A 25,228-nucleotide genomic window follows, 5' to 3' on the forward strand; every position below is an offset into this window, starting at 1 on the left:
GAGGGCGCTATGCCATGAACAGCCGGCGCAGCACGGCAAAGAAGCCCAGGGGCTTCGGTGCCAGCACGGCCCGGATCTGCGCCGCTGCCGTCCCGGCGCTCACGGCCGATCCGTAGTGGCAATAGCAGATGACCTCGTGCAGTTCGTCGTCGGACAGCTCGAAGAACCGCCGTGCCTCGCCATAGGTGTCGTCGGCCAGGCCTGCCGTCCGCAGCACCGGATCGGCGAAGGCCACCGAGATCGGCGAGCCGTCGCCGCGCATGGCGTTGCGGACGCTCGGCGACTGGTGCTCCGTCTGGCGCAGCGTCGACAAGTGCCAATGCGGGTTCTTCTCAAGGAGTTCCGCCCAGCGCTCGAGGCGCTCGGTGCGCGTCAAGGTCTGAGCCGGAAAGGTCTCGACTTCTGCAACAAGCCGCAGTTGTTCTACTGTTTGATGCTTCATCTTGGACTCCCATTTGAGGATGGATGTTCCTTCCCCCAATGCTCATGCAGCCCCTCCGAGGAAGGGTGAACCCACCGGGCGCGGATGTCCAATCACGATCGAAATGGATGGCAGGAAAGATTGAGCTGATTTTGCGGCAAAGTCTCAATGCGAGATCATCGATCAATTTGGGAGACCGCGCTCCTACGCGACATCAGGGCCTTCTCGGTCTATCCGTTCGGCTCAGTCGCCAGGAGTTGATGTGGGGGTAAGCTGAGCAATCCGTACGATCGCAACGCCTCGTGTAACTTCGGCACTTCATCGGAACGTCTATCAGCGCAAATAAGGAATGCTTGCAGTGCATTCACGGCTCCGCCGCTCGCACGCCATGCTGTATGAAGCGCTTCTAAAGTCCAGACTTCAGCTCCGTTGAACTTGGGACTCTGCATTAGATCATTTATCTGCTCAAAAGGGTCACCGCCATTTTCAGCTAGGTAAAATATATGCTTTGATATTCCATACGATTCGCTGATATTTTCAGCCTTCGTCAGAATAATGGCATTGGGGTGGTTTACGCTTTTCCCCCAGATTCCATGGGCGAAATTATTTCGTATTTCCCTTATTTGTTTAATTTTCGGCTTTATCGCCTTATATGTTTCTTTCAGATGGTTGTTCGCGTGATTGGTAATGACTCGTTCTATTGTTTTTTCTATTGCGTCTGAGTTTTTTATTGCGCGAAGTAATGAAGCTATTGATCTCGCTTCGGCTTTCAGTAAGGAGATGATGACAAGCTGATAGATTTGATCCACTTCGGCAATTTTTGCAATTGTCATGGCGACAAGTGCCGCGAAATCAGGCCTCTCGTCGAGAGCAGAACTGGTGAATGTATATGTATTGTGGTTGGGTGACGCAAAATTCTCGGGCGTAGGAATAACTATAGGCTCAAGCGGCATATCCAATAACCTTCCCAGAGGCTCTCACACCCTTTCCACGAACCCGTCCAGCACCTTCTTCTGGCCGGCGCGGTCGAAGTCGATGGTGAGCTTGTTGCCCTCGATCGCGGCGATGTTGCCGTTGCCGAACTTGAGGTGGAAGACGCGGTCGCCGACCGTGAAGCGCGACGGCTCGGTCGTGGTCGACTTGGCGACGAGTTCGCCCTCGATGGTGCGCGCCCGCGGGCCGCTTTCGCCGTAGCCGATGCGCTCGACCGCATGGCCGGAGCGGCTGCCCCAGTTGTCGCGGGTGGCATCGGTCTTGTTCTGTTGCGCGCGGCGCCAGCCGGGGGTGGAGTAGGCGTTCTGGAACGGCTCTTGCTTGTCGAAGCGCGACTGGCCGTAGCCGCCGCGCCCGCCATAGCCGCCATAGGATTGCTCGCTCTCGGCGACCTCGACATGGGCCTCGGGCAGTTCGTCGAGAAAGCGCGAGGGGATGGTCGACTGCCAGAGGCCGTGGATGCGGCGGTTGGAGACGAACCAGATGTGGCAGTTGCGCTTGGCGCGGGTGAGGCCGACATAGGCGAGGCGGCGCTCCTCCTCCAGCCCCGAGCGGCCGCCTTCGTCGAGGGCGCGCTGGTGCGGGAACAGGCCTTCCTCCCAGCCGGGCAGGAACACGGTCTCGAATTCCAGCCCCTTGGCCGAGTGCAGCGTCATGATCGAGACGGCGTCGAGGTCCTCGTTCTGCTCGGCATCCATGACAAGCGAGACGTGCTCGAGGAAGCCGCGCATGCTTTCGAACTGCTCCATCGAGCGGATCAGTTCCTTCAGGTTCTCCAGTCGTCCGGGGGCTTCCGCCGACTTGTCGTTCTGCCACATCGCCGTGTAGCCGCTCTCGTCGAGGATCTGCTCGGCAAGCTCGGTGTGCGGGGTGTTCTCCAGCAGTTCGGACCAGCGCTTGAAGTCGGCGACGACGTCGAACAGCGCCTTGCGCGCCTTCGGCTTCAGCTCGTCGGTCTCGACGATGTCGCTTGCGGCCGCCAGCATCGGGATGTCGCGGGCGCGGGCATAGTCGTGCAGGTTGCGGACGGTGGTGTCGCCGAGGCCGCGCTTCGGCGTGTTGACGATGCGCTCGAAGGCGAGGTCGTCGGCCGACTGGCAGACGAGGCGGAAATAGGCCATGGCGTCGCGGATCTCGAGCCGCTCGTAGAAGCGCGGGCCGCCGATGACGCGGTAGTTGAGGCCGAGGGTGACGAAACGGTCTTCGAATTCGCGCATCTGAAAGGAGGCGCGCACGAGGATCGCCATGTCGTTGAGGTTGTGGCGCCTGCCGTTCCTGTCCGGCCGCTGCAGGCTCTCGATCGTCTCGCCGACGGCGCGGGCTTCCTCCTCCGAATCCCAGGCGGCATGGACGACGACCTTGCCGTCTTCCGGATCGTGGCGGTCGGTGAACAGCGTCTTGCCGAGCCGGCCCTCGTTGTGCGCGATCAGGTGGCCGGCGGCCCCCAGGATATGGGCGGTGGAGCGGTAGTTCCGCTCCAGCTTGATGACCTTGGCGCCGGGGAAATCCTTCTCGAAGCGGAGGATGTTGTCCACCTCGGCGCCGCGCCAGCCGTAGATCGACTGGTCGTCGTCGCCGACGCAGCAGATGTTTATCTGCTGCTTTTCGTTTGCGCTCACGCTGTCGCCGCTGCGCGGCTCGCTCCGCGGGGACGCGCCATCAGGCGCGACGGCCGCTTGGCCTTGCCGTCCTTCGGACGGATAGGCGCCTACTTCATCCCATGGCCCGGAACTCGGCGCGGCCTGTCCCTCCCCCTCGTGGGGAGGGGGTGGGGAGGGGTTTTTCCTCGCGGATGACCGTTGCGCCAGCAACCGCAGCCACATGTACTGGGCAGTGTTGGTGTCCTGGTATTCGTCGACGAGGATGTAGCGGAACTTCTGGTGATAGTCCTTCAGGATATCGGGATTGGTGCGCAGGATGCGGATCGGGTGCAGCAGCAGGTCGCCGAAGTCGCAGGCGTTCAGCGTCTTCAGACGGTTCTGGTAGGCGGCGTAGAGTTCGCGGCCCTTGCCGTTGGCGAAGGCGCGGGCGTCGCCTTCGGGGATCTGCGCGGGATCGAGGCCCTTGTTCTTCCAGGTGTCGATCATGCCGGCGAACTGCTTGGCCGGCCAGCGCTTGTCGTCAAGCCCCTCGGCCTGGATGATCTGCTTGATCAGGCGGACGACGTCGTCGGTGTCGAGGATGGTGAAGTCCGACCGCAGCCCGGCCAGTTCGGCATGACGGCGCAAGAGCTTGACGCCGATCGAGTGGAAGGTGCCGAGCCAGGGCATGCCCTCGACGGCGCCGCCGACGAGCAGGCCGATGCGCTCCTTCATCTCGCGGGCGGCCTTGTTGGTGAAGGTGACGGCGAGGATCTGCGAAGGATAGGCGCGGCCGGTCGCCAAAATATGGGCGATGCGGGTCGTCAGCACGCGGGTCTTGCCGGTGCCGGCGCCGGCGAGGACGAGCACCGGGCCGTCCAGCGTCTCGACCGCCTCGCGCTGCTCCGGGTTCAGGCCGGAGAGGTAGTCGGGCACGCGGTGCTGGTCGCGAGCGGCCATGGCGCGCGCGGCGATGCCGCCGCCTGCGGGACTGCCGCCCGGGGTCCTGTTGCCGGAACCGGGTGTCGGGGCAGGGGTCTTCTTCAGCGCCGGATCGTCGTCGTCGAAGAAGGGAATGTCGTCGTAACCGCTCATCATGCGGCCCAATGTAGTGATTCGGGACCGAAAGGCCAGTTGCGCGTTCCTCTTTTATTCCGGTCGCCGCGGCTTGCGGGGCGACCGGATCGGAGGAAAACGGGCCGCCTACTGGTAGACGACGATCGGTGCGTGGTACTTCACACGGCCATAGAGGTCGATGACGTCCTGATTCATCAGGCGAACGCAGCCTGAGGAGACCGCCTTGCCGATCGAGCGCCATTCCCGGGTGCCGTGCAGGCGGTAGAGCGTGTCCTGGCCGTTCTGGAAAATGTAGAGCGCACGCGCACCGAGCGGGTTCTTCAGGCCCGGCTCCATGCCGCCGTTCTCGATGGAGTATCTCGCCAGTTCCGGCTGCCGGGCGATCATCTCGTTCGGCGGCTTCCAGCGCGGCCAGGGCTGGCGCCAGTGGATGATGCCCTGGCCCTGCCAGGCGAAGCCTTCGCGGCCGATGCCGACGCCGTAGCGCATCGCCGTGCCGCCGGGTTCGACCACGTAGAGGAAGCGATTGGGCGTGTCGACGACGACGGTGCCTGCCGGCTCGCCGGTCGGGTCGATCACACGCTGGCGGTAGAATTTCGGGTCGATCTCCTGAAAGGGAACCGCGGGGATCAGGAAGCCGCCGTCCTCGACCGGGCCGTACATGACCTGCAATTCCGCATCGCTCGGCGGGATGATGGGGCGGCGGGGGGCGACCGGGACGGGCGCGTTGCGGGCGGGCAGGGAGGTGGAGCAGCTTGCCAGCGCCATCGAGGCTGCTGTCAGCAGGAACGATCTCCGGGAGGTGAACGTCATTTTAGTGCAGGTCTTTCAAGGGATGGTTGGCGTGAGGTCGGAAATCCGTAACGGGATTGTCTGCGCGAACGCAAGACGGGACTGCGATCACATCTTTGTCACGGCGAACGCCGCTGCATCAAGGGAAGCAGCCCGCCAAAACCGGCTGGCGGCGCATGTCCGCGCGCCGGTGGTGCGCTTCGGCAACGCTGTTACCAGGATCCGGCCCCGCGACTAGTTGCGGTCTGCGTCGAAGGCGGGGTCGACGGGGACCTGCAGGGCGGTCGCGAGCTGGTTGGTCCTTGCTGCCAGCGAGATGATCGAGAGAAGCTCGGCGTGCTGGGCCTCGTCCATGCCTTTGGCCTTCGCCGCCGCCGTGTGGGAATGGACGCAGTAGCTGCATCCGTTCGTGGCCGAGACGGCGATGTAGAGCATCTCCTTGACCAGCGGATCGAGCACTGAAGGCGTTGCCATGACGGCCTTGACGTCGCGCCATGTGCTTTCGAGCAGTGCCGGGTCGAAGGCGAGATAGCGCCACATGTTGTTGATGAAGTCGGATTTGCGCGTGGCGCGGATGTCGTCGAAGACGGCCTTGACGCGCGGATCGGCTTCAAGGTCGGCTGCGGGCTTGACGGTGCTCATGGCGTCGCTTCCTTTCGATGCGGGCTTTTCATGCGGATCGGACCGGCGGCGGTGGCCGCCGATCCGGACCAGACCTCAGACAAGGGCGATCACGCGGGACGGGCCGCCCGTGCCGCCGCGCACCTTGGGGGCGCCGACGACGAGCGTGGCGCCCGTTACCGGCAGGCTGTCGAGATTGGCGATGGCCTCGAGGCCCCAGCGGCCGGCCGGAAGCCAGATGTTGTGGGCGGCGAAATCCGGCGAGGGGCCGTAATCGAGCGAGAGCGTATAGACGGCGATGCCGGCCGCCTTCGTCTGCAGCAGGGCCTCGACCGCCTCGGCGTGGAAGCCGGGGAAGTGCATCTTGCCGTCTGCGTCCGCGTTGCGGAACTTGTCGGTGCCGAGATGCTGCGACCAGCCGGAGTTCAGGGCGACGCAGGCATTGTCGGGGATGTCGCCGTTGGCCGCCGTCCAGGCCTTGATGTCGTCGGGCGTCAGCTGCGCGTCCGGGTCGGCCGCGGCCCTTTCGCGAATATCGATGACGACGAGCGGCACGACGAGGTTTTCGACCGGGATCTCCGCGACCGAGAGTCCGTCGGCGGAAAAGTGCAGCGGCGCGCCCAGATGCGTGCCCGTGTGCTCGCCGTAGCGCAGCTCGAAGAGATTGAACGAATGTTCCTTGAAGTTGAACTTCTGCTCGCGGAAAAACTGCTGCGGGCCGAAATAGGTCGGAAATTCCTCATAGAGTTCGTGGGTCAGGTCCGTCACCTTGGTCGGCGCGGCGGCAAGCGCCGGGCTGAGGGCGCCGGTGGCCGCCACGGCGGCCGTGGCCGCTCCGGCAGCGGCGGCACGAAACAGGTTGCGCCTGGAAAGCATGTTCTTCTTGACCGTCTCGATCACACAAGCGTTGCACATCGCAGTCCCCTTTTCGAAAAAGATACACCGTCTCCAAAACAAGGCGAACCCGGTTCGCCGATGCGAAGGCTATCAAGCGGGCGGGGCGCCGTCAGCACAGTGGAATCCTGCAACCGCTACCGGTAGCGAACGAATTTTCGCGCGATCCTTACAATTGCGTTTCGCGCGATCCTTACAATTGCGTAATGATCGCATTCTTTCATTGCCGGTTCATGGGACAGGCATGATACTTGGCCCGTTCGGCGAACCGCCCTGAAGGCGGACGGCCGTGTCATGTCCGGAGTTCTGGATGCGCGTTTGGAAGCAAGTGCTTGTGAGCCTCGCCGTCGTCGGCGTCGGCATCGTCGTCTGGGGACGGCTCGCGCCCGGCGCAGCCGATACCCTGAAGGCCGCAGGCGTTCCTGACGGGGTCGTTTCCTGGGTGGCTCCGGCCGCCGATGCGGGCGAGGGCGGGCAGGGCGGCGGCCGTCGCCAGGCCGGCGGCTTCGGCGGGCCGGCGCTCGTCGTGACGAGGCCCGTCGAGCTCGCGGTCGTCAACGACCGGCTGAACGCGATCGGTGACGGCGAGGCGGTCCGCTCCGTGATCGTGACGCCCTATTCCACCGGCAACCTCATCGAGGTCCTCGTCAGGTCCGGCGACCGGGTGGCGCAGGGACAGGTGATGGCGCGCCTCGACAACGACGAGCAGCGGATCGCCGCCGACCAGGCGCGCCTGACCCGCGAGCGGGCGGAAGACAAGCTGAAGCGCTACGAGAACCTCAAGGCGGCCGCGGCCGTCACGGATGTTGCGATCCAGGATGCGCGCGACGAGCTGAAGGCGGCGGAGCTGGCGCTGCAGAAGGCCGAACTCGACCTGCACCGCCGTGACATCAACGCGCCCTTCGACGGCGTGGTCGGCATCATCCTCGTCAATGTCGGCGACTACGTCACGACCTCGAGCGAGATCGCCCGGGTCGACGACCGTTCCGACATCCTCGTCGATTTCTGGGTGCCGGAGCGCTTCGCCACAAAAGTGCGTGTCGGCGGGCCGATCTCCGCCACCGCGGTCGCGCGGCCGGGCGAAGTGTTCACCGGCTCGGTCCAGGCGATCGACAACCGCATCGACCAGGCGAGCCGCACGCTGAGGATCCGGGCGCGGATCGACAACCCCGAGGACGTCCTGCGTGCCGGCATGTCGTTCTCCGTCAGCATGCATTTCGAGGGCGACCGCTATCCGAGCGTCGACCCGCTGGCACTGCAGTGGAGCGCCGACGGCTCCTACGTCTGGCGGATCGCCGGCGACAAGGCGCAGAAGGTGCCGGTGAAGATCATCCAGCGCAATCCCGACCGGGTGCTCGTCGATGCCGAGCTCGCCGAGAACGAGGTCGTGGCCACCGAGGGCCTGCAGCGGCTGCGCGACGACGCCGAGGTCAAGGTGATGGGGGCGGAAAACAGGGCGCGCGAGCCCGCCGCCGCGGAGGGCACGTGATGGCGGCAAAGGACGATGCAGCGACCGACATCCGTGGCGGGCAGGGCGGCTTCACCGCGCTGTTCGTGCGCCGGCCGATCTTCGCGCTCGTCGTCAACACCCTGATCGTCGTGGCCGGGCTTGCCGCCTTCAACGGCGTGGAAATTCGCGAACTGCCGTCCGTCGACCAGCCGGTCATCAGCATCACCACGGAATTCGAGGGCGCCTCGCCGGAGACGGTCGATCGCGAGCTGACTGATGTCATCGAGGGCGCGGTATCGCGGGTGCAGGGGATCAAGGACATCTCCTCCTCGTCGTCCTTCGCGCGCAGCCGCGTCACCCTGCAGTTTTCCGACACGACCGACGTCAGCCAGGCCGCCAACGACGTGCGCGACGCGCTGGGCCGGGTGGCGAACCAGATCCCCGACGGCGCCGAGGAACCGCGCGTCGTCAAGGCCGATGCCGACAGCCAGCCGATCATGCGGCTGGCGCTCACCTCCGACCGCCTGTCGATGGAGGACCTGACGCTTCTTGCCGAGAACGAAGTCACCGACCGGCTTGCAGCCGTCGAGGGCGTCGCCGACGTGGACGTTTCGGGCGAGCAGGAGAAGGTCTTCCGCGTCGATATCGACCAGGCGAAGCTCGCCAGCCGCGGGCTGACCATCGCCGACCTGCGCAATGCTCTGGCGACGGCCTCCTTCGACGTGCCGGCCGGTTCGCTCACCAGCATGAACCAGGACATCACCGTGCGGGCGACGGCCGACCTGGCCAAGCCGGAAGACTTCGAGAACCTGCTGCTGCAGAACCGCGTCCGGCTCGGCGATCTCGCGACGATCACCCTCGGGCCCGACGACGGCACCACGGCGCTGCGCTCGAACGGAAAGCCGGGCATCGGGCTCGGCATCATCCGCCAGGCGCAGTCGAACACGCTCGACATTTCCGCGGGCATCCGCGCCACCGTCGAGCAGTTGAAGGGGATCCTGCCCGAGGGCACGGAACTCAGGGTGACGAGCGACGACGCCGTCTTCATCGAGGGTGCGCTGCACGAGGTGGAGATTGCGCTCGCGGTCGCGGTGATCATCGTGACGCTGGTGATCTATCTCTTCCTGCTCGACTGGCGGGCGACGCTCATTCCGACGATCTCGATGCCGATCGCGCTGATCGGCACCATCGCGGCGATCTACCTCGCCGGCTTCTCGATCAACATCCTGACGCTGCTGGCGATCGTGCTGGCCACCGGCCTCGTCGTGGACGACGCGATCGTGGTGCTGGAGAACATCGTGCGCCGCCGTGCCGAAGGGCTCGGCCCGCGGGCGGCCGCCGTGCTCGGGACGCTGGAGGTGTTCTTCGCCGTCATCGCCACCACGGCGACGCTGTGCGCGGTGTTCGTGCCGCTGTCTTTCCTGCCGGGCCAGACCGGCCGGCTGTTCCGCGAATTCGGCTTCGTGCTCGCCTTCGCGCTGCTCCTGTCGGGCTTCGTCGCGCTGACGCTGTGCCCGATGCTCGCCTCGCGCATGCTGACGAAGGAGAATGTCGAGCATGGCCATGGCGGCATCCTCGGGCGGTTCGGCGATCTCTGCGCCGGCTTCTATCGCCGCTCGCTGAACGCCTGCCTCAACGCGCCGGTGGTCGTCTTCGCCGTGGCGCTTCTGTTCACCGCCTTCGGCGCCGGATCGTTCCTGTCGCTGAAGTCCGAACTGACCCCCAGCGAGGACCGCTCGCTGGTGATGATGCGCATCCAGGCGCCGCAGGGCGTCTCGCTCGAATATGCGCAGGACCAGATGCGCCTGATCGAGGACAGGCTGCGCCCGCTCTACGACAAGGGGGAGATCGTCAACATCTATTCCGTCTCGGGGCAGGGCAGTTCCACCAACAACGGCTTCATGGTGCTCACGCTCGCCCCCTGGGGCGAACGCGAACGCACCCAGCAGCAGATCGTCGCCGACATCAATGCGGCGGCGGCCGGTGTGCCTTCGGTGCGGGCGTTCGCCATCCAGCCCAACAGCCTCGGCATCCGCGGCGCCGGCAACGGCCTGCAGGTGGCGCTCGTCGGCAACAATTACGAAAAGCTCGGACGGGCGGCGGCGGAACTCGTCCGGCAGATCGAGGACAGCGGCCGGTTCGAGAACGTGCGGCTGAACTACGAGGCGAACCAGGCGCAGCTTTCCGTCACCATCGACCGCGAGCGGGCGTCCGACCTCGGCGTCGACATCAACGGGCTCTCGGCGGCGCTCAAGGCTATTCTCGAGGGTACGAGCATCGTCGACGTCTATGTGGAGGGGCAGGCCTATCCGGTCGTCATCTCGTCCACCACGAACCCGGTGAACGATCCGACCGACCTGGAGAACATCTTCCTCAAGACCGGCGACGGCAAGATCGTGCCGATGTCGTCGATCGCGTCGCTGGAGGAAAAGGCGGTGGCGCCGCAGCTCTCCCGCGAGCAGCAATTGCGGGCCGTCTCGCTTTCGGCGGGGCTGAAGAGCGGGCTGGCGCTCGGCGATGCGCTGGCGATGGTGGAGCAGATGGCCGAGCCGCTGCTGCCGCCGGGCTCCCGCCTCATCCCGATGGCCGAGGCCGCGACCCTCGACGAGAACACCAACGGCCTGGTCATCACCTTCGGCTTCGCGCTCGTCATCATCTTCCTCGTCCTGGCCGCCCAGTTCGAAAGCGTCGTCAGCGCGCTGATCATCATGACGACGGTGCCGCTGGGGCTGGCCTGCGCCATCTTCGCCATGATCCTGACGGGGACCTCGCTGAACATCTACAGCCAGATCGGCCTGGTCCTGCTCGTCGGCATCATGGCCAAGAACGGTATCCTGATCGTCGAGTTTGCCAATCAGTTGCGCGACCGCGGGCAGGACGTGCGCAGCGCGATCGAGAACGCGTCCAACATCCGCCTGCGGCCAGTGATGATGACCATGATCGCGACCGTCGTCGGCGCCCTGCCGCTGGTCCTTGCGAGCGGTGCGGGTGCGGAAGCCCGCATCGCGCTCGGCTGGGTGCTCGTGGGCGGCCTCGGCCTTGCCGCCGTCGTCACGCTCTACCTGACGCCGGTCGCCTATCTCGCCATGGCGCGCTTCGCCAAGCCGCATGCGGACGAGGAACGGCGGCTGCGGACCGAGATGGAGGCCGCCGCCGGCCTCAAGCCGAAGGCGATCGAGACGGAGGGGCGCCAATTGCTGCCGCCGCCGGCGCAGGCCGCGGAGTGAGGCAGGCGCCGGCGGACGGCGTTGCGCGGTCGCCGAAGGGCAACCTGTGATCCGGCCGGCGATGAATTCGGGCCTTCACTCCTCGGCAACCCTTTCTGGCGATTCCGTTCGCGTGCCGTATTCCGTTAGCATTCGCGTCGTATTCATCCGCAGAATCGTTCCGCTGTGATCGACGCCTGATGGCGGGCCGGGCATGGCGGGCCGGTCGGGTGCGCAGGACAAGACGGGATCGGGCAGTGCAATGGTGAAATTCAGGACGTCCACGGGGACCGTCACGGTCGACAACTGGGGCTATGCCCTGCAGGGGCTGAACGGCAAGGCGGCCAAGGCCGACCTGCTCGCCCGGGCGACCCACGACCTGCTGGTGATCGACGCCTCGCGCGACGGCACGACTGCCGGCCGCTTCTCGCATGACGAGATCGCCCGCATAAAAGACGGCATGGGCGGCCGGTCGGTGGTCGTCTCCTACGTCTCGATCGGCGAGGCTTCGGATTTCCGCGGCTACTGGCGCGACGAGTGGACCACGGGCGGCGATGCCCCCGATAAGCTGACCGGCAAGGCGCCCGATTGGCTCGGGCCGCTCAATCCGGACTGGCCGGAATCGCGCAAGGTCCGGTACTGGGATCCCGACTGGCAGAAGATCATCTTCAACGACAGGAAGACCGGCGAGCTCGACGCCATCGTCAAGGCCGGTTTCGACGCGGCCTATCTCGACATCGTCGACGGTTACTACTTCTGGGGCGCCGAAGTCGCCGACAGGGACCGGGAGGCGGGCGATCCGAAGAACGTCAAGCAGGCGGCGCAGCGCATGGTCGATTTCATCGTCGCGCTGACGGAGCACGCGCGCGAGACCAATCCGGACTTCTTCGTCATCCCGCAGAACGGCGCTTGGATCATCAACGATCTCGGCTCCGACATTGCGCGCAAGACGGCCTATCTGGATGCGATCGGGGGCATCGGCGTCGAGGACCTCTACTATGGCGGCGACGCAGACGAAAACAACCGGCTCGATCCGGACGAGGAGACGATCGCGATCCTCAAGCGGGACTTCCTCGAAAACGACAAGCCGGTCTTCGCCGTCGACTATGTCAACGGGAGCAAGCGGGTCGCGCAGTTCAACAAGCTGGCGCTCGAGGATGGATTCATTCCGTTCGCAGCACCTGAGCGCGATCTCGACCGCCTGGTCGGCACCCATGACGGCGATCCCGCCTATATCAGGCCGACGGCCGGGTCCGACACGCTGCGCGGCTCGAAGCTCGCCGACAGGATCGAGGCGCTTTCCGGCAACGACAGGGTGGACGGGCGCGCCGGCAGCGACACGCTCTACGGCAATGCCGGCAGGGATCACCTGCTCGGCGGCGCCGGCAACGACCGCCTTTATGGCGGCAGCGGCGACGACCGCCTCAACGGTGGATCCGGCAAGGATACGCTCAGTGGCGGCTCGGGAGAGGACAGGCTTTCCGGCGGCACGGGCAACGATACGCTTTCGGGCGGGAGCGGTGCCGACACGCTTCTCGGCGGCGGTGGCGACGACCGGCTCAAGGGCGGTTCAGGAAAGGACAGCCTTGCCGGCGGATCGGGGAGGGACCAGTTCGTCTTCGACACGAAGCCGGGCAAGGGCAATGTGGACAGGATCGCCGATTTCGACGTCTCGCAGGACCGCATCCTGCTCGACGGCGACGTGTTTGCGGCGCTGAAGACCGGCCAACTCGCGCGATCGGCCTTCGCCGTCGGGGCGGAGGCGCAGGATGCGGGCGACCGGATCATCTACCACAGCCGGAGCGGCGATCTCTTCTATGACGCCGACGGTTCGGGCAGGGGAGACGCCCTCCGGTTCGCGCGACTGGAGGCGGGCCTCGACCTCACCGCTGCGGATTTCCTGATCTTCTGACCGTATCGAGCGTCAACGGGGCAGGCCCCGCGGCGATGCGTGGGGCACACCGCCGTGGTAAGGTGGCGGACCGCGACGATGTCAGTTGCCCGTTGCCGGCTGCTGCGTACCCTCGACCGGTTTCGGTTCCGTCGCCATGTCGGTCGCAGGCGCTGCGGTGCCCGTGGTCGTCGATCCCGTCTGTTCGCTCGACGGGGGCGGGGGCATGGCCGTGGTCTCGGTCGTCCCTCTTTCGCCGGTGATCCGGTAGCCGACCGTCAGGATCGCCAGAAGGATGACGATGGCGATGATTGTCCAGACGCTGCGCTGGCTCATGGCTTGCGCTCCTCTTTCCATCAACGGCTGCAATTATCCGCCATCACGTTGTATATTACAAACTAATTACATAAGCATGCGGCAGCGTGGAGGGCTTGCGAAACGGCTCTGGACAGAAGCACTGCAGGTCGCCCATATGGCGGGCGGACATGCAGCGGAGGACGATCATGGCGCTTTCGGATATCAGGACGGGGTTGCGGAACGAGGAGGCGATCGCGACGGCGGTCTCGGCCTTCCGGCAGGTCTTCGGGGACCGGTTCCAGACCGGGGAGGCGATCCGCGCGCAGCATGCCCATACGACCACCTATATTCCGGCCCAGCCGGCCGATGGCGTGCTGTTCGCGCAGAGCAAGGAGGATGTGGCGACCGCGGTGCGGCTTTGCGCCGAGCACAGGGTTCCGGTCATCCCCTTCGGCACCGGGTCCTCGCTGGAGGGGCAGGTCAACGCGCCGCATGGCGGCATCTCCATCGATTTCAGCCGGATGAACCGGGTTCTTGAAGTGAACGCCGAGGATCTCGACTGCACGGTGGAGCCCGGCATCACGCGCGAGGAACTGAACGCCTACCTGCGCGATACCGGCCTGTTCTTCCCGATCGACCCGGGTGCGAACGCCTCGATCGGCGGCATGGCCTCGACGCGCGCTTCCGGCACCAATGCGGTCCGCTACGGCACGATGAAGGACAACGTACTGGCGGTGAGTGTCGTGACGGCCAGGGGCGAGGAGATCCGCACGGCCAGGCGGGCGCGAAAGTCGTCGGCCGGCTACGACCTGACGCGGCTCTATGTCGGCTCGGAGGGCACGCTCGGCGTGCTCACCTCCGTCACCCTGCGCCTGCAGGGCATCCCGGAGATGATCGCCGGCGGCATCTGCGGGTTCCCGACGCTGAAGGATGCCTGCAACGCGGTGATCATGACGATCCAGCTCGGCATTCCGGTGGCCCGCATCGAGCTCGTCAATACGCTGCAGATCAAGGCCTGCAACGCCTATTCCGGCCTCACCCTGCCCGAGCAGCCGACCCTGTTCGTCGAGTTCCACGGCAGCGAGGAGAGCGTCGCCTTGCAATCGCGGCAGTTCGGCGAGGTCGCGTCGGAATGCGGCGGCGGCGACTTCCAGTGGACGGCGGATGCCGACGAGCGGGCGCGGCTCTGGAAGGCGCGCCACAACGTCTACTGGGCCGCCAAGGCCTTGCGCGCCGGTGCGGCGGTGCTTGCCACCGACGTCTGCGTGCCGATCTCGCGGCTTGCCGACTGCGTGGCGGAGACGGAAGCCGACATCGAGCAGCACGGCCTGCTGGCGCCGATCGTCGGGCACGCCGGCGACGGCAATTTCCACGTCAGCGTCGTCTTCGACGACCAGGACCCGGGCGAGATCCAGAAGGTCGAGGCCTTCGTCGGCCGGCTCAACGCGCGGGCGCTGTCGATGGACGGCACCTGCACCGGCGAGCACGGCATCGGCCAGGGCAAGCAGGCCTTCCTGCCGCGGGAACTGGGCGAGGCGGTGGACGTCATGCGGCAGATCAAGCGGGCGCTCGATCCCGACAACATCCTCAACCCCGGAAAGATTTTTCGCTTGGGGTGAGACATGGGCCCAGCATCTGCCTATAGTCGTAGAGGATACGAGGGCGGAAGATCCGCCGGGTATGGAAATGGACATGAACGTAGGCCCGCTCCCGGCGGCAAGCGTGTGTCGGTAGTGTCGGGATTGGCAGCGTGCTCGCACGTGTGATGTTGGCGATTGGCGGTCTGGTCGTGCTGGCGCTGTTCGGCGCACTGCTGGCCCCGTATTTCATCGACTGGACGGGCTTCCGGCAAGATTTCGAGCGCGAGGCGAGCCGGATCGTCGGCCGTACCGTCGTCGTCCACGGCAAGGTGGATGCAAGGCTCATCCCCTTTCCCTCCGTCACCCTGCACGACGTCCGCGTCGGCGAGGACGCCGAGGGCGATGCGGCCGTCACCATTCGCCGATTCTCCATGGATGCGGAGCTGGCGCCGTTCCTGAGCGGCGAGGCGCTGATCTTCGACATGCGCATCGACGAGCCGAAGGTGCGCCTGAAGCTGATGGCCGACGGCACGCTCGACTGGGCGCGCGAGCGCAAGTCCGACATTCCGGCCAAGACCGTCGTGCTCGAGAACGTGGCCGTGACCGGCGGCGAGATCGAGTTCATCGACGAACAGGCCGGGCGCACGCGCCGTATCAGCACCCTCGACGCCAGGATGTCCGCCCGCTCGCTGAACGGGCCCTGGCGGATCGACGGCCGCGGCGTGCTCGACGGCAATGCCGGCGCCTTCCAGATATCGACCGGGCAGACCGACGAGCGCGGCATCCTGAAGATGAAGGCCCGCATCGTCCCCGACCAGATCGGCTTTGCCGTCGATCTCGACGGCGACCTGGAGGTCGTCGATTTCCGGCCGCAATACCGGGGCACCTTCGCGCTGGGGCAGAAGCCGGCGGCCGACGGCAAGCCGGTGGCGAACCCGATCCGCGTCGCCGGAGACTTCGAGCTTTCCAACGACCGCCTGCGCGTTCCCCGTTACAATCTCCAGGCCGGCGATCCGGCCGATCCCTATCTCGTCACCGGGGAGGCGACGCTCGATACCGGCAGGCAGCCGGAGTTCCTGCTGATCGCCGACGGCCAGCAGATCGACGTCAGCCGGATCGGCCGCAACGGCGAGCAGGGCAAGACGGGACGCAACGCACAGACCTCGGCGCGCCAGCGACTGGAGGGGCTGCTTTCGATCCTGGCGGACATCCCGGTGCCGCAGGTGCCGGGGCGGGCAAGCCTGAAGCTGCCGGCGATCGTCGTCGGTGACACCACCATTCGAGACGTCATGCTCGACGTGGAGCCGGACGGCGACGGCTGGACCGTGGCGCGTGGCACCGCGCAGTTTCCGGGCCGCACCACCGTGGACGCGAAGGGGCGGCTGACGCTCAAGGGCACGCGCGCCTTCGTCGGCGACCTGCTGGTCGCCTCGAACCAGCCGTCCGGCTTTGCCAGCTGGGTTGCCGGTTCGGTGGATCCCGAGATCCGCAGGCTGCGCAGTGCGGGCTTTGCCGCGGAAGTCCAGCTGACCGACCTGGTCCAGCGCTTCGACAACCTCGAAATCGCCGCCGGCGGCGCGACGCTGAAGGGCCGGATCGAGCGCCTGTCACCGGCTGACGAGGCGCCCAGCCTTTCGATCCAGCTCGGCGGCGACGCGGTCGAGCTCGAGACGCTCCGGGCCTTGGCGGGGCTCGTGGCGGGCGAGGCGTCCGCCGACGTGCTGCTTGGCCATTCGATCGCGCTCGACCTGAAGGCCGAGCGGTTTACCGCTTTCGGCGAGGAGGCGCGCACCGTCGATGCGCTGCTGACGCTGAGGGACGGCGCCCTGAGCGTCAGCCGACTGGACATCGGCTCGGTTGCCGGTGCGTCCGTATCGGTCAAGGGGCAACTCGGCGGCACGCTGGCCCTGCCCTCGGCAGGGCTGGACCTGTCGATGCGGGCGGAGCAGATGCGGCCGGTCATGGAGATGCTTGAACGGCACCTGCCTGCACATCCGGCTCTCGCGCGCCTCGTCACGAGCGCCGGCTACTATGACGACGCCGACCTGAAGATGACGCTGGCCCTGCCGGGCAACCGCAACGGGCCGATCGGCCTGATCCTGTCCGGAACGGCCAATGGCGGGCGCATCGAGGCACGCGCTTCGGCCGGCGAATTCGGCGACTTCCTCGCGGGCGGCAATTTCGAGGCCGAGGCGACCCTCACCAATCCGCGGACGGTGGTGCTGGCCGGCCAGCTCGGCCTCCAGCCGCTGCCGTTCGACGGCGAGGCGGACGGTACCGTCGCGATCAAGGTCTCGCAGCCCGCGGCCGGTGCGGCCGCCGATCTCGATTTTGCCTTCACGACGGCCGGTACCTCCATCACGGCGGAGGGAACGGCGAACCTTTCGGCGGAGCATTTCCTCCAGGGTGAACTGAGCCTGTCGGCCGAAGCCGGCGACATCGAGCCCTATCTGGTGATGAACGACATCGTGCTGCCGCAGACCGGCACCGGCCTTCCGGTGGCGTTGAAGGCGAGGGCGATCGTCGACGGCGGCACGGTCCGCCTTGCCGACATCTCGGGCACGGTCGACCGCAACGGGGTCTCGGGCGAGCTTGTGTTCGATCGGTCGGCCGAGATCCCCAAGGGGACGGGCAGCCTGACCTTCGACACCGTCGATCTCGGATGGCTCGCGGAAGCGGTCCTCGGTCCCGTCGATGACCTGGAGGGGCTCGGGTTCAGCCGTGCCGCGATCGGCAGCCCGGCACGCGAGAACGCCGACTTCCGGCTGCGGCTGGCCGCTGGCCGGTTCTGGACGGGGCTCTATGGGCCGGTCGAGAACTTTGCGGCGAGGCTCGCCTGGACCGGCGGCGACCTGGCGCTGGAGGAAATCGGCGGCGACTGGCTCGGCGGCAGGGTCGGTGGCCGGTTGAAACTGGCGAATGCCGGAGCCAACGGTCTTCTGGAGGCGCGGGTGACGCTCGCGGGTGCTGCGCTTTCGCAGCTCGTCTGGAGCGGCGAGGGCGGCCCGGTGGCAGAGGGCAAGGCTTTCGTGAACCTGGCGCTGGACGCTTCCGGCGCGAGCATCGCCGACATGGTATCGGCGGCGAGCGGCTCGGGCGAGGCGCAACTCGAGGACTTGCGGCTACGGGGGATCAAGAGCGGCGGCTTCGCGGCGATCCTTTCTGCGGCGGACGCGATCGACGGCGAGATCGGCGTTGGCAGCGTCGAGGCGATTGTGCGCGAGCAGGCGCTCGGCGGCGACGTCTCGCTCGGCACCGTCAACATCCCGTTCACGATCGCTTCGGGCCGGGTGCGCGCCGATACGATCACAGGCGCCGACGGGGCAGCGAGCTTCAACGGTGCCGCCGAGATCGGCCTGGCCGAGCGGACCTTGCAGGGCCAGCTCATGATGCGCCTGCGGGCAGGCGAGGAGGCGATGACCGGCGGTGAGCCCGAAGTGGCGCTCGTCTTCGAGGGGCCGCTCGCCGCGCCCCGGGTGCGCCTGGATGCGCAGCCGCTGACCAATTACCTGTCGCTCCGCCGCTTCGAGCGCGAGCGGCGGCGGGTGGAGATATTGCAGTCGAGCATGCTGGAAAAGCAGCGGCTGCGCCGCGAGGCGGCGCTCTATCGCTCGCGCGCCGAGCAGAGGGCGGCGCTGGCCGAAGCCATGCGCCTGCAGATGCTGGAGGAGGAGCGCCGGCGTGAGGCGGCGCGGCTGGAGATCGAACGCCAGCGGGCTGCGGAGCGCGCGAGGCTGGAGGCGGAGCGCCGGGCCGCGGAGAAGCAGGCCGCGGAGAGGCGGCAGCAGGCCGAGCCCGAGGGCGGATTCCGTGTCGCTCCCGAGGAGGGCGTCGTGCGCGAGCCGTTGCCGCCGGTCAGCGGCCAGCGCCTCAATTTCGATTCGCTTCCCGGGGTGAACTGAGGGCCTGCCGTGTCTGCGCGGGCCGTGCCGAACCTCGCCTCAGCCGTGGGGATCGCCCTTCCGTTTCAGCGTGTCGAGCACATAGACGCGCAATGCAGAGGACAGGTTGCTGCCCGGCGGGCGGGCGTCGTCGATTTCGCAGAGCAGTTCGGCAAGCGCCATCTCCCGGGTGGCGGCGATGGCCTTCAGTTCCAGCCAGAACGGTTCCTCCAGGCTGAAGCTGGTGCGGTGGCCGTGCAGCGTGGCGGAATGCTTGCGGATCACCGCGTCTCGCTTTCGATCTAGCCGCCTTCGATCTGACCGCTTTCAGGGAGTTCGCGGATCGATTCAGCCAAGGGCCACAAGTCCCTGATGCGGGGCGCTTTTACGGCTCCGGTCATTCCGGCTTTTCGATCCGCCCCTGGTCCAGCGACTTCTCGGCCTTGTCGTTCAGGGCGCGGGTAAGGTTCTTTTCCGCCTTGGTGCGGCCGTGAGCGATGCGGTTCTGTTCGGCCTGTCGCTCCTTGTCGGAGCGGGCCTTCTGCTTGCGGAACTGGCGAAGATTGACGACGTCGCCGCTCATGCCGCCTCCATCAGTTCTTCTTGCGGAAGGAATCGAGCGAGACGACGGAACCGCCGGGCTTCTTGTCGCCGTCGTCGCCGGTGGCTGCGGTCTCGCCGTCGCCTTCCGGGGCCTTTTCGAGCGGGTAGGCGGTGATCTCGGCGGTATCGGCTTCGTCCTCTTCCTCGTCCTCGCCGGCTGCGACGTCGAATTCGAGCTCGAAGCTGACCGAGGGGTCGTAGAAGCCGCGAATGGCGTTGAAGGGGATCACGAGCTTTTCGGGCGTGTCGGAGAAGGAAAGGCCGATCTCGAACAGGCTCTCGGTGACCTTCAGCTCCCAGAACTGGTGCTGGATGACGATGGTCATCTGCTCGGGATACTTGGACTTCAGGTGCTGCGAGATGCGCACGCCCGGCGCGCCGGTGAGGAAGGTGATGAAGAAATGATGATCGCCGGGGAGGTGGCCCGTTGCCGCCACTTCGCTCAAGACTTTGCGGATGACGCTGCGAAGCGCGTCCTGGGCGAGTATGTCGTAGCGGATGTGGTCTTGCGCCATCAGAGCCCGTCTTTCCTGCTGTTTCACATGTCTGTTCGCATTTTTTTGCCTTTTGCCGAAAACCGGCGCCGGCGTCAAACGCGATCGGCCGTTTCCGGCCGGTTATTCCTCCAGCATTCCTCCGGCACGCGCCTGCGCGTTCGCCTGCTGCGAGTCATCCCGAATGACAGCTATAAACCATTTCGAAAGAGGGGAGAAGGTGAAGGCTTCTGTTGCCAGGTGCCTTCGGACCCCGCCTTACGGTGCTACCCGCAAGGGCTTGATTTGAAGTGTCGCACCGCCGTTAGGCAGCGAGACGTGCTTCAGCATAGTTGTCGTTTGCAACTACAATTTTAGCCCGATAACGGTGGTACAATGCCGAGCAAAAAGTCGATCTTTACGCCCTTGTCGATCCTATTTCGCCCCCATCAAAAGCCGATCCGCGAAAGATCGGTTTTTGGTGGAGGCGCCGGGTACCGCCCCCGGGTCCAATGGGTTTATTACACCGCCCGTTTATTGCCATAGCTGCACGAGGCAGCAGCAGAGATATAGGCGCTTCCGGGGCCCAAGAAAAGGTCTTTGTGACATTTTTTGAGGCAGCCGGACGGTTGAAAACCGGCTTGCTCGCGGGATTGCGCTTGACTTGCCATCTTTGCGTGAAACACTGCCGCCGTTGACCCTAGAGCAATGAATCCATTCACACATCGGATTGCTCTCATATCGACCCGGCCTGCCGGGCCAACTGACAGAGGAGACAGCATGACCGACTATCTGGCAGATGTTCGCAAGTATGACAGTGGCGCCGACGAGGCCGTCGTGAAGAAGATCGTCAGTCACCTGGGGATCGCGTTGCGCAACCGCGATTCCTCGCTCGTCTCCTGCTCGGACCCTGAGGAACTGGATCGGGTGAAGGAGAAATGGTGCGGCAAGAAGCTCGGCGTGACCGGCGACGCCGCCGACAAGGCCGTGGAGAAGGTCTGTGCCGCCATGGCCGACGACCGCACGAAGTCGCGCGTCACCTTCTACTATCTCACCGCCAAGGAACTGGACAAGCTCGGCGCGCTTGCCTGAGCCGGGCCTTTCAGGTCGCCTGCCGGCCGGTCCTGGCCGGCAGGCCCAAAAGAACTGGAAACTTCCCTTTTGCCGTTGGTCTTGAGGCCGCGCTCGCCCTAGATTAGGAGCGACACCAGAATCGGCGACCGACCCATGAAGCAGTATCTCGACCTTCTCAGCCACGTGATGACGAACGGCACGAACCGTTCCGACCGGACCGGCACGGGCACGCGCTCGGTCTTCGGCCACCAGATGCGCTTCGACCTGTCGGAGGGCTTCCCGGTGCTGACGACGAAGAAGCTGCACCTGCGCTCGATCATCCACGAGCTGCTGTGGTTCCTGCAGGGGGACACCAATGTCGCCTATCTGCGCGAAAACGGCGTCACCATCTGGGACGAATGGGCCGACGAGAACGGCGACCTGGGGCCGGTCTACGGCTACCAGTGGCGCTCCTGGCCGGCACCGGACGGGCGTCACATCGACCAGATCGCAGCCGTCGTCGACAGCATCCGCAAGAACCCGCACTCGCGCCGCCATATCGTCTCCGCCTGGAACCCGGCGCTCGTCGACGAGATGGCGCTGCCGCCCTGCCATTGCCTGTTCCAGTTCTATGTCAGCGACGGCCGTCTCTCCTGCCAGCTCTACCAGCGCTCGGCCGATATCTTCCTCGGCGTGCCCTTCAACATCGCCTCCTATGCGCTGCTGACGATGATGGTGGCGCAGGCGACCGATCTGTTGCCGGGGGACTTCGTCCATACGCTGGGCGATGCGCATATCTATTCGAACCATTTCGAGCAGGCCGAACGGCAACTCGGCCGCACGCCGAAGCCGCTGCCGTTCATGAAGCTCAATCCGGCGGTGAAGGATCTCTTTGCCTTCCGGTACGAGGATTTCGAGCTCGTGGGCTACGAGGCCGACGCGAGCATCAAGGCGCCGATCGCGGTCTAGTCGCATCCGGGGGCTCCGGATCCCGGATCCTGGGGCGCTTTTGGCCGGCAAAGGGAGGATACCATGCTCACGCTCGTGCATGCGCGGCAGTCGCGCTCGTTTCGCATGCTCTGGCTGCTGGAGGAACTGGAGGCGGACTACGACATCCGCCTCGTCAACATCCGCCGCGCCGACGGTTCCGGCGGGCCCGATCCGGACAATCCGCATCCGCACGGCCAGGTGCCGGCGCTGATCCACAACGGCACGTTAGTGACCGAATCGACGGCGATCGCGCTCTACCTGACGGATCTCTTCCCCGGCTGCGAGATGGGGCGGGACATCGGCACGCCGGAGCGCGGGCCGTATCTTTCCTGGCTCTCCTACTATTCCGGCGTCGCCGAGCCCGCGGCGATCGGGCACATGAGCGGCTGGACGGCGAGCAATGCGGAGGCCGCGCGCCTCTACCAGGCGATGGCGGAGCGCTTCATCACGACGCTGGCGCGCCAGCCCTACCTCATCGGCGAACAGCCCTGCGCGGTCGACGTGATCCTTGCAAGCTCGCTGATGTGGTTCCGCGGCATCCTGCCGGACAGCCCGGCCGTCGACGCCTATATCGGCCGCATGGCCGGGCGCCCGGCGCTGGCCCGCGCGCAGGCGCGGGAGAACGGATAGCATGAACCGGCATGGCAAGAGGTGCGGGCATGAGTGAGCCGAAGATCGTCCTGGTGGTGGCCGCGGCGCTGAACGGCGTAATCGGGCGGGACGGCGACCTGCCGTGGCGGCTGCCGTCGGACCTGAAGCGCTTCAGGCGCCTGACGATCGGAAAGCCGGTGGTGATGGGCCGGCGGACCTACCAGTCGATCGGCCGGCCGCTGCCGGGGCGGCCGAACATCGTCGTCACGCGCGACACCGCCTTCCGCCCCGACGGCGTCATCGTGGCCCGCTCGGTGGACGAGGCGCTGGTCTATGCCCGGCGCGAGGCGCAGGCGCTCGCCGCCGACGAGATCTGCATCATCGGCGGCGGCGACATCTACCGCCAGACCATCGCGGACGCCGATGCCATCCATGTCACGGAAGTGCAGGCCGAGGTCGAAGGCGACACCCGTTTCCCCGCGATCGATCCCGAGGTCTTCGAGGTCGTGACCGAGGAGGAGATCCCGCAAGGGGAGAGCGATAGCCACCGGATGCACTTCCTGACCTATGCGCGGCGGAATTCGACGTGATTTTAGCCTTCTAAAGCCCTGTTCACGAACTATTTTGCCGCATCTGCGCCGGAAGTTGGGCCGCCTCCGTTGAAAGCCGCATGGGGGATACATATAACGGGTTCACATCATGTGACCGCGGCACTGCCGTGCCGCATGAGAGCGGGAGATTCCAGAGAAAGAGGTATTGATGCCCTGGAGCAATCAGAATGGCGGCGGCGGCCCTTGGGGGGGCGGCGGCGGCAACAATCAGGGACCATGGGGGCAGGGACCGAACCGCCCCCGCGGCAACGGCAGTGGCGGTCCGCCGGATCTCGAGGAGATCATCCGGCGCGGACAGGACCAACTGAAGAACGTGGTTCCCGGTGGCTTCAACGGCGGCATCTTCGTCATCGCGGCACTGCTGATCGGCGTGTTCTGGCTGATGAACTCGATCTACACTGTCCAGCCGGACGAGCGCGGCGTCGAACTGCGCTTCGGCAAGCCGAAGGACGAGGTCTCCATGCCCGGCCTGCACTTCCATTTCTGGCCGTTTGAAACCGTCGAGATGGTGACGATCACCGAGCAGCAGCAGAACATCGGCCGCAAGGGCGCCTCGGTGAACGCCGAGGACAGCGGCCTGATGCTGTCCGGCGACCAGAACATCGTCAACGTGCAGTTCTCGGTGCTCTATTCGGTCACCGATCCGCGCGCCTATCTGTTCAACCTCGAAAACCCGTCCTCTACCCTGCAGCAGGTGTCCGAAAGCGCAATGCGCGAGGTGGTCGGCCGCAGGCCCGCCCAGGACATCTTCCGCGACAACCGCCAGGCGATCGCGGAAGCCGTCAAGGCGACGATCCAGGCGACGATGGACGGCTACGGCGCCGGCATCTCCGTCAACACCGTCGCGATCGAGGATGCGGCTCCGCCGCGCGAAGTGGCCGACGCGTTCGACGAAGTGCAGCGTGCCGAGCAGGACGAGGACCGTTTCGTCGAAGAGGCGAACCAGTACTCCAACCAGAAGCTCGGCCTTGCCCGCGGTCAGGCCGCGCAGATCCGCGAAGAGGCGGCCGCCTACAAGAACCGCGTCGTCAACGAGGCGGAAGGCGAGGCGCAGCGCTTCATCTCGATCTACGACCAGTACCGGCTGGCACCCGACGTGACCCGCCAGCGCATGTTCCTTGAAACCATGGAGGGCGTCCTGAAGGGCTCCAAGACCGTCGTCATCGACGAAAAGCAGGGTGGCCAGGGCGTCGTGCCCTTCCTTCCGCTCAACGAGCTCAGCAGAACCCCGCCGGGCCAGGCGCAGGGCCAGATCCAGGGCCAGGGAGGGACGCAGTAATGGGAAGCCGTTTGCCAGCTATCCTCGTCGGCATCGCCGTCGTCCTGTTCCTCGTCTACTCGTCGGTGTTCATCGTCAATGCCCGCGAGCAGGCGATCGTCGTCCGCTTCGGCGAGATCCAGTCGGTGAAGACCGAGCCGGGCATCTATTTCAAGCTGCCCTTCGCCTTCATGGACGCCGACCGCGTGACCTACGTCTCCGATCAGGCGCTGCGCTTCGACCTGGACAACATCCGCGTCCAGGTTTCGGGCGGCAAGTTCTATGAGGTCGATGCCTTCGTCGTCTACCACATCAGCGATGCGCGCCGTTTCCGCGAGGCCGTCTCGGCCGACCGCGATGCGGCCGAGGCGCGGCTTCGCACGCGTCTCGACGCAGCACTCCGCCGCGTCTACGGTCTGCGCGGTTTCGAGGCCGCCCTGTCGGAAGAGCGCGCTTCGATGATGCGCGAAGTGCGCAACGAACTGACGCCGGATGCGGAAAACCTCGGTCTGACGATCTCCGACGTCCGGATCCGCCGCACCGACCTGACGCAGGAAGTCTCGCAGCAGACCTTCGAGCGCATGAAGGCCGAGCGTCTTGCTGAGGCCGAACTCATCCGCGCCCGCGGTAACGAGCAGGGCCAGACCCGCCGCGCCATCGCCGACCGCCAGGTCGTCGAGATCGTGGCCGAGGCCCGCCGCGAATCGGAGATCATCCGGGGCCAGGGCGACGCCGAACGCAACCGCGTCTTCGGCGAGGCCTTCGAACGCGATCCGGGCTTCTTCGGCTTCTACCGTTCGATGGAGGCCTACCGGCAGAGCCTCGGCGTCTCCGACACGACGCTGGTGCTGTCGCCGGATTCGGAGTTCTTCCGTTACTTCGGCGACGTCAACGGCGGCGCTGCCGCAGCCGGCGCCCCGGCGGCGCCTGCTGCACCGGCGGCTCCCCCGCCGGCGGAGTGATCCG

Annotated in this window: 21 protein-coding genes and 1 other RNA gene; 11 read left to right on the top strand and 11 right to left on the bottom strand. The window is 65.9% G+C overall.

Going from position 1 to position 25,228, the window contains the following annotated elements:
- Nucleotides 1-7 precede the first annotated feature (7 nt).
- The 6 genes from OCK02_RS11630 to OCK02_RS11655 all read right to left on the bottom strand — a co-directional run bounded on the left by OCK02_RS11630 (nucleotide 8) and on the right by OCK02_RS11655 (nucleotide 6,399).
- Nucleotides 8-442, bottom strand: coding sequence for a hypothetical protein (locus tag OCK02_RS11630; RefSeq protein ID WP_230804828.1), 435 nt, complete (start codon nucleotides 440-442; stop codon nucleotides 8-10).
- Between the two features lie 209 nt (nucleotides 443-651).
- On the bottom strand, nucleotides 652-1,380 hold the full coding sequence (locus OCK02_RS11635) for a hypothetical protein (protein ID WP_263813201.1): 729 nt from the start codon (nucleotides 1,378-1,380) through the stop codon (nucleotides 652-654).
- An 18-nt stretch (nucleotides 1,381-1,398) separates the two neighbouring features.
- Nucleotides 1,399-4,092, bottom strand: a complete 2,694-nt coding sequence (locus tag OCK02_RS11640) for an ATP-dependent helicase (protein ID WP_263813202.1) — start codon at nucleotides 4,090-4,092, stop codon at nucleotides 1,399-1,401.
- Nucleotides 4,093-4,197: 105 nt separating this feature from the next.
- Nucleotides 4,198-4,884 (bottom strand): L,D-transpeptidase, encoded by a 687-nt coding sequence (locus OCK02_RS11645; protein ID WP_263813203.1) that lies wholly within the window; start codon nucleotides 4,882-4,884, stop codon nucleotides 4,198-4,200.
- A 213-nt stretch (nucleotides 4,885-5,097) separates the two neighbouring features.
- Nucleotides 5,098-5,505: a carboxymuconolactone decarboxylase family protein gene (locus tag OCK02_RS11650; RefSeq protein WP_263813204.1), complete on the bottom strand. Its 408-nt coding sequence runs from the start codon at nucleotides 5,503-5,505 to the stop codon at nucleotides 5,098-5,100.
- A gap of 75 nt (nucleotides 5,506-5,580) precedes the next feature.
- Nucleotides 5,581-6,399, bottom strand: a complete 819-nt coding sequence (locus OCK02_RS11655) for a cyclase family protein (protein WP_263813205.1) — start codon at nucleotides 6,397-6,399, stop codon at nucleotides 5,581-5,583.
- Nucleotides 6,400-6,688: 289 nt separating this feature from the next.
- Here OCK02_RS11655 and OCK02_RS11660 point away from each other — a divergent pair, with 289 nt between their 5' ends.
- From OCK02_RS11660 to OCK02_RS11670, 3 genes are all read left to right on the top strand, one after another.
- Nucleotides 6,689-7,867: an efflux RND transporter periplasmic adaptor subunit gene (locus OCK02_RS11660; protein ID WP_263813207.1), complete on the top strand. Its 1,179-nt coding sequence runs from the start codon at nucleotides 6,689-6,691 to the stop codon at nucleotides 7,865-7,867.
- Nucleotides 7,867-11,055, top strand: a complete 3,189-nt coding sequence (locus OCK02_RS11665) for an efflux RND transporter permease subunit (protein WP_263813208.1) — start codon at nucleotides 7,867-7,869, stop codon at nucleotides 11,053-11,055. Before OCK02_RS11660 ends, OCK02_RS11665 begins: the two co-directional genes overlap by 1 nt.
- A gap of 241 nt (nucleotides 11,056-11,296) precedes the next feature.
- On the top strand, nucleotides 11,297-12,946 hold the full coding sequence (locus OCK02_RS11670; RefSeq protein ID WP_263813209.1) for an MJ1477/TM1410 family putative glycoside hydrolase: 1,650 nt from the start codon (nucleotides 11,297-11,299) through the stop codon (nucleotides 12,944-12,946).
- Nucleotides 12,947-13,027: 81 nt separating this feature from the next.
- On the opposite strand, the gene OCK02_RS11675 is transcribed toward OCK02_RS11670, so the two are convergent.
- Entirely contained in the window at nucleotides 13,028-13,261 is a 234-nt protein-coding gene (locus tag OCK02_RS11675) for a hypothetical protein (RefSeq protein WP_263813210.1), read from the bottom strand.
- A gap of 167 nt (nucleotides 13,262-13,428) precedes the next feature.
- Between OCK02_RS11675 and OCK02_RS11680 the strand changes: the two genes are divergently transcribed.
- Both OCK02_RS11680 and OCK02_RS11685 read left to right on the top strand, forming a co-directional pair.
- Nucleotides 13,429-14,841, top strand: a complete 1,413-nt coding sequence (locus OCK02_RS11680) for an FAD-binding oxidoreductase (protein ID WP_263813211.1) — start codon at nucleotides 13,429-13,431, stop codon at nucleotides 14,839-14,841.
- A gap of 131 nt (nucleotides 14,842-14,972) precedes the next feature.
- Entirely contained in the window at nucleotides 14,973-18,704 is a 3,732-nt protein-coding gene (locus OCK02_RS11685) for an AsmA family protein (RefSeq protein ID WP_263813212.1), read from the top strand.
- 39 nt (nucleotides 18,705-18,743) lie between these two features.
- Here the strand turns inward: OCK02_RS11685 and OCK02_RS11690 are convergent, their stop codons facing one another.
- From OCK02_RS11690 to ssrA, 4 genes are all read right to left on the bottom strand, one after another.
- Entirely contained in the window at nucleotides 18,744-18,968 is a 225-nt protein-coding gene (locus OCK02_RS11690) for a ribbon-helix-helix domain-containing protein (RefSeq protein ID WP_230804846.1), read from the bottom strand.
- 112 nt (nucleotides 18,969-19,080) lie between these two features.
- On the bottom strand, nucleotides 19,081-19,266 hold the full coding sequence (locus OCK02_RS11695) for a DUF4169 family protein (RefSeq protein ID WP_230804847.1): 186 nt from the start codon (nucleotides 19,264-19,266) through the stop codon (nucleotides 19,081-19,083).
- 10 nt (nucleotides 19,267-19,276) lie between these two features.
- On the bottom strand, nucleotides 19,277-19,801 hold the full coding sequence (locus OCK02_RS11700; RefSeq protein WP_263813213.1) for an SspB family protein: 525 nt from the start codon (nucleotides 19,799-19,801) through the stop codon (nucleotides 19,277-19,279).
- Nucleotides 19,802-19,999: 198 nt separating this feature from the next.
- Nucleotides 20,000-20,358, bottom strand: a transfer-messenger RNA (tmRNA) gene (gene ssrA / locus OCK02_RS11705).
- Nucleotides 20,359-20,539: 181 nt separating this feature from the next.
- Here ssrA and OCK02_RS11710 point away from each other — a divergent pair.
- The 6 genes from OCK02_RS11710 to hflC all read left to right on the top strand — a co-directional run bounded on the left by OCK02_RS11710 (nucleotide 20,540) and on the right by hflC (nucleotide 25,224).
- A complete protein-coding gene (locus OCK02_RS11710; protein WP_230804850.1) occupies nucleotides 20,540-20,851 on the top strand; it encodes a DUF2853 family protein in 312 nt (103 codons plus the stop codon).
- Between the two features lie 135 nt (nucleotides 20,852-20,986).
- On the top strand, nucleotides 20,987-21,781 hold the full coding sequence (locus OCK02_RS11715) for a thymidylate synthase (RefSeq protein WP_263813214.1): 795 nt from the start codon (nucleotides 20,987-20,989) through the stop codon (nucleotides 21,779-21,781).
- Between the two features lie 63 nt (nucleotides 21,782-21,844).
- Complete coding sequence (locus OCK02_RS11720) at nucleotides 21,845-22,432, top strand: glutathione S-transferase family protein (protein WP_263813215.1); 588 nt, start codon at nucleotides 21,845-21,847, stop codon at nucleotides 22,430-22,432.
- A gap of 29 nt (nucleotides 22,433-22,461) precedes the next feature.
- Nucleotides 22,462-22,983: a dihydrofolate reductase gene (locus OCK02_RS11725; protein ID WP_263813216.1), complete on the top strand. Its 522-nt coding sequence runs from the start codon at nucleotides 22,462-22,464 to the stop codon at nucleotides 22,981-22,983.
- A gap of 169 nt (nucleotides 22,984-23,152) precedes the next feature.
- A complete protein-coding gene (hflK, locus tag OCK02_RS11730) occupies nucleotides 23,153-24,283 on the top strand; it encodes an FtsH protease activity modulator HflK (protein ID WP_263813217.1) in 1,131 nt (376 codons plus the stop codon).
- Nucleotides 24,283-25,224 (top strand): protease modulator HflC, encoded by a 942-nt coding sequence (gene hflC / locus OCK02_RS11735; RefSeq protein WP_263813218.1) that lies wholly within the window; start codon nucleotides 24,283-24,285, stop codon nucleotides 25,222-25,224. Before hflK ends, hflC begins: the two co-directional genes overlap by 1 nt.
- Nucleotides 25,225-25,228 lie beyond the last annotated feature (4 nt).

It is taken from the genome of Rhizobium sp. TRM96647 (assembly GCF_025780115.1).
GTDB lineage: Bacteria > Pseudomonadota > Alphaproteobacteria > Rhizobiales > Rhizobiaceae > Mycoplana.

Excerpts from the sequence above, each read along its gene's own strand:
- OCK02_RS11630 (WP_230804828.1), bottom strand. The coding sequence starts at position 442 with ATGAAGCATCAAACAGTAGAACAACTGCGGCTTGTTGCAGAAGTCGAG.
- OCK02_RS11640 (WP_263813202.1), bottom strand. The coding sequence starts at position 4,092 with ATGATGAGCGGTTACGACGACATTCCCTTCTTCGACGACGACGATCCG.
- OCK02_RS11645 (WP_263813203.1), bottom strand. The coding sequence starts at position 4,884 with ATGACGTTCACCTCCCGGAGATCGTTCCTGCTGACAGCAGCCTCGATG.
- OCK02_RS11650 (WP_263813204.1), bottom strand. The coding sequence starts at position 5,505 with ATGAGCACCGTCAAGCCCGCAGCCGACCTTGAAGCCGATCCGCGCGTC.
- OCK02_RS11655 (WP_263813205.1), bottom strand. The coding sequence starts at position 6,399 with ATGTGCAACGCTTGTGTGATCGAGACGGTCAAGAAGAACATGCTTTCC.
- OCK02_RS11660 (WP_263813207.1), top strand. The coding sequence starts at position 6,689 with ATGCGCGTTTGGAAGCAAGTGCTTGTGAGCCTCGCCGTCGTCGGCGTC.
- OCK02_RS11665 (WP_263813208.1), top strand. The coding sequence starts at position 7,867 with ATGGCGGCAAAGGACGATGCAGCGACCGACATCCGTGGCGGGCAGGGC.
- OCK02_RS11670 (WP_263813209.1), top strand. The coding sequence starts at position 11,297 with ATGGTGAAATTCAGGACGTCCACGGGGACCGTCACGGTCGACAACTGG.
- OCK02_RS11675 (WP_263813210.1), bottom strand. The coding sequence starts at position 13,261 with ATGAGCCAGCGCAGCGTCTGGACAATCATCGCCATCGTCATCCTTCTG.
- OCK02_RS11680 (WP_263813211.1), top strand. The coding sequence starts at position 13,429 with ATGGCGCTTTCGGATATCAGGACGGGGTTGCGGAACGAGGAGGCGATC.
- OCK02_RS11695 (WP_230804847.1), bottom strand. The coding sequence starts at position 19,266 with ATGAGCGGCGACGTCGTCAATCTTCGCCAGTTCCGCAAGCAGAAGGCC.
- OCK02_RS11700 (WP_263813213.1), bottom strand. The coding sequence starts at position 19,801 with ATGGCGCAAGACCACATCCGCTACGACATACTCGCCCAGGACGCGCTT.
- OCK02_RS11710 (WP_230804850.1), top strand. The coding sequence starts at position 20,540 with ATGACCGACTATCTGGCAGATGTTCGCAAGTATGACAGTGGCGCCGAC.
- OCK02_RS11715 (WP_263813214.1), top strand. The coding sequence starts at position 20,987 with ATGAAGCAGTATCTCGACCTTCTCAGCCACGTGATGACGAACGGCACG.
- OCK02_RS11720 (WP_263813215.1), top strand. The coding sequence starts at position 21,845 with ATGCTCACGCTCGTGCATGCGCGGCAGTCGCGCTCGTTTCGCATGCTC.
- OCK02_RS11725 (WP_263813216.1), top strand. The coding sequence starts at position 22,462 with ATGAGTGAGCCGAAGATCGTCCTGGTGGTGGCCGCGGCGCTGAACGGC.
- hflK (WP_263813217.1), top strand. The coding sequence starts at position 23,153 with ATGCCCTGGAGCAATCAGAATGGCGGCGGCGGCCCTTGGGGGGGCGGC.
- hflC (WP_263813218.1), top strand. The coding sequence starts at position 24,283 with ATGGGAAGCCGTTTGCCAGCTATCCTCGTCGGCATCGCCGTCGTCCTG.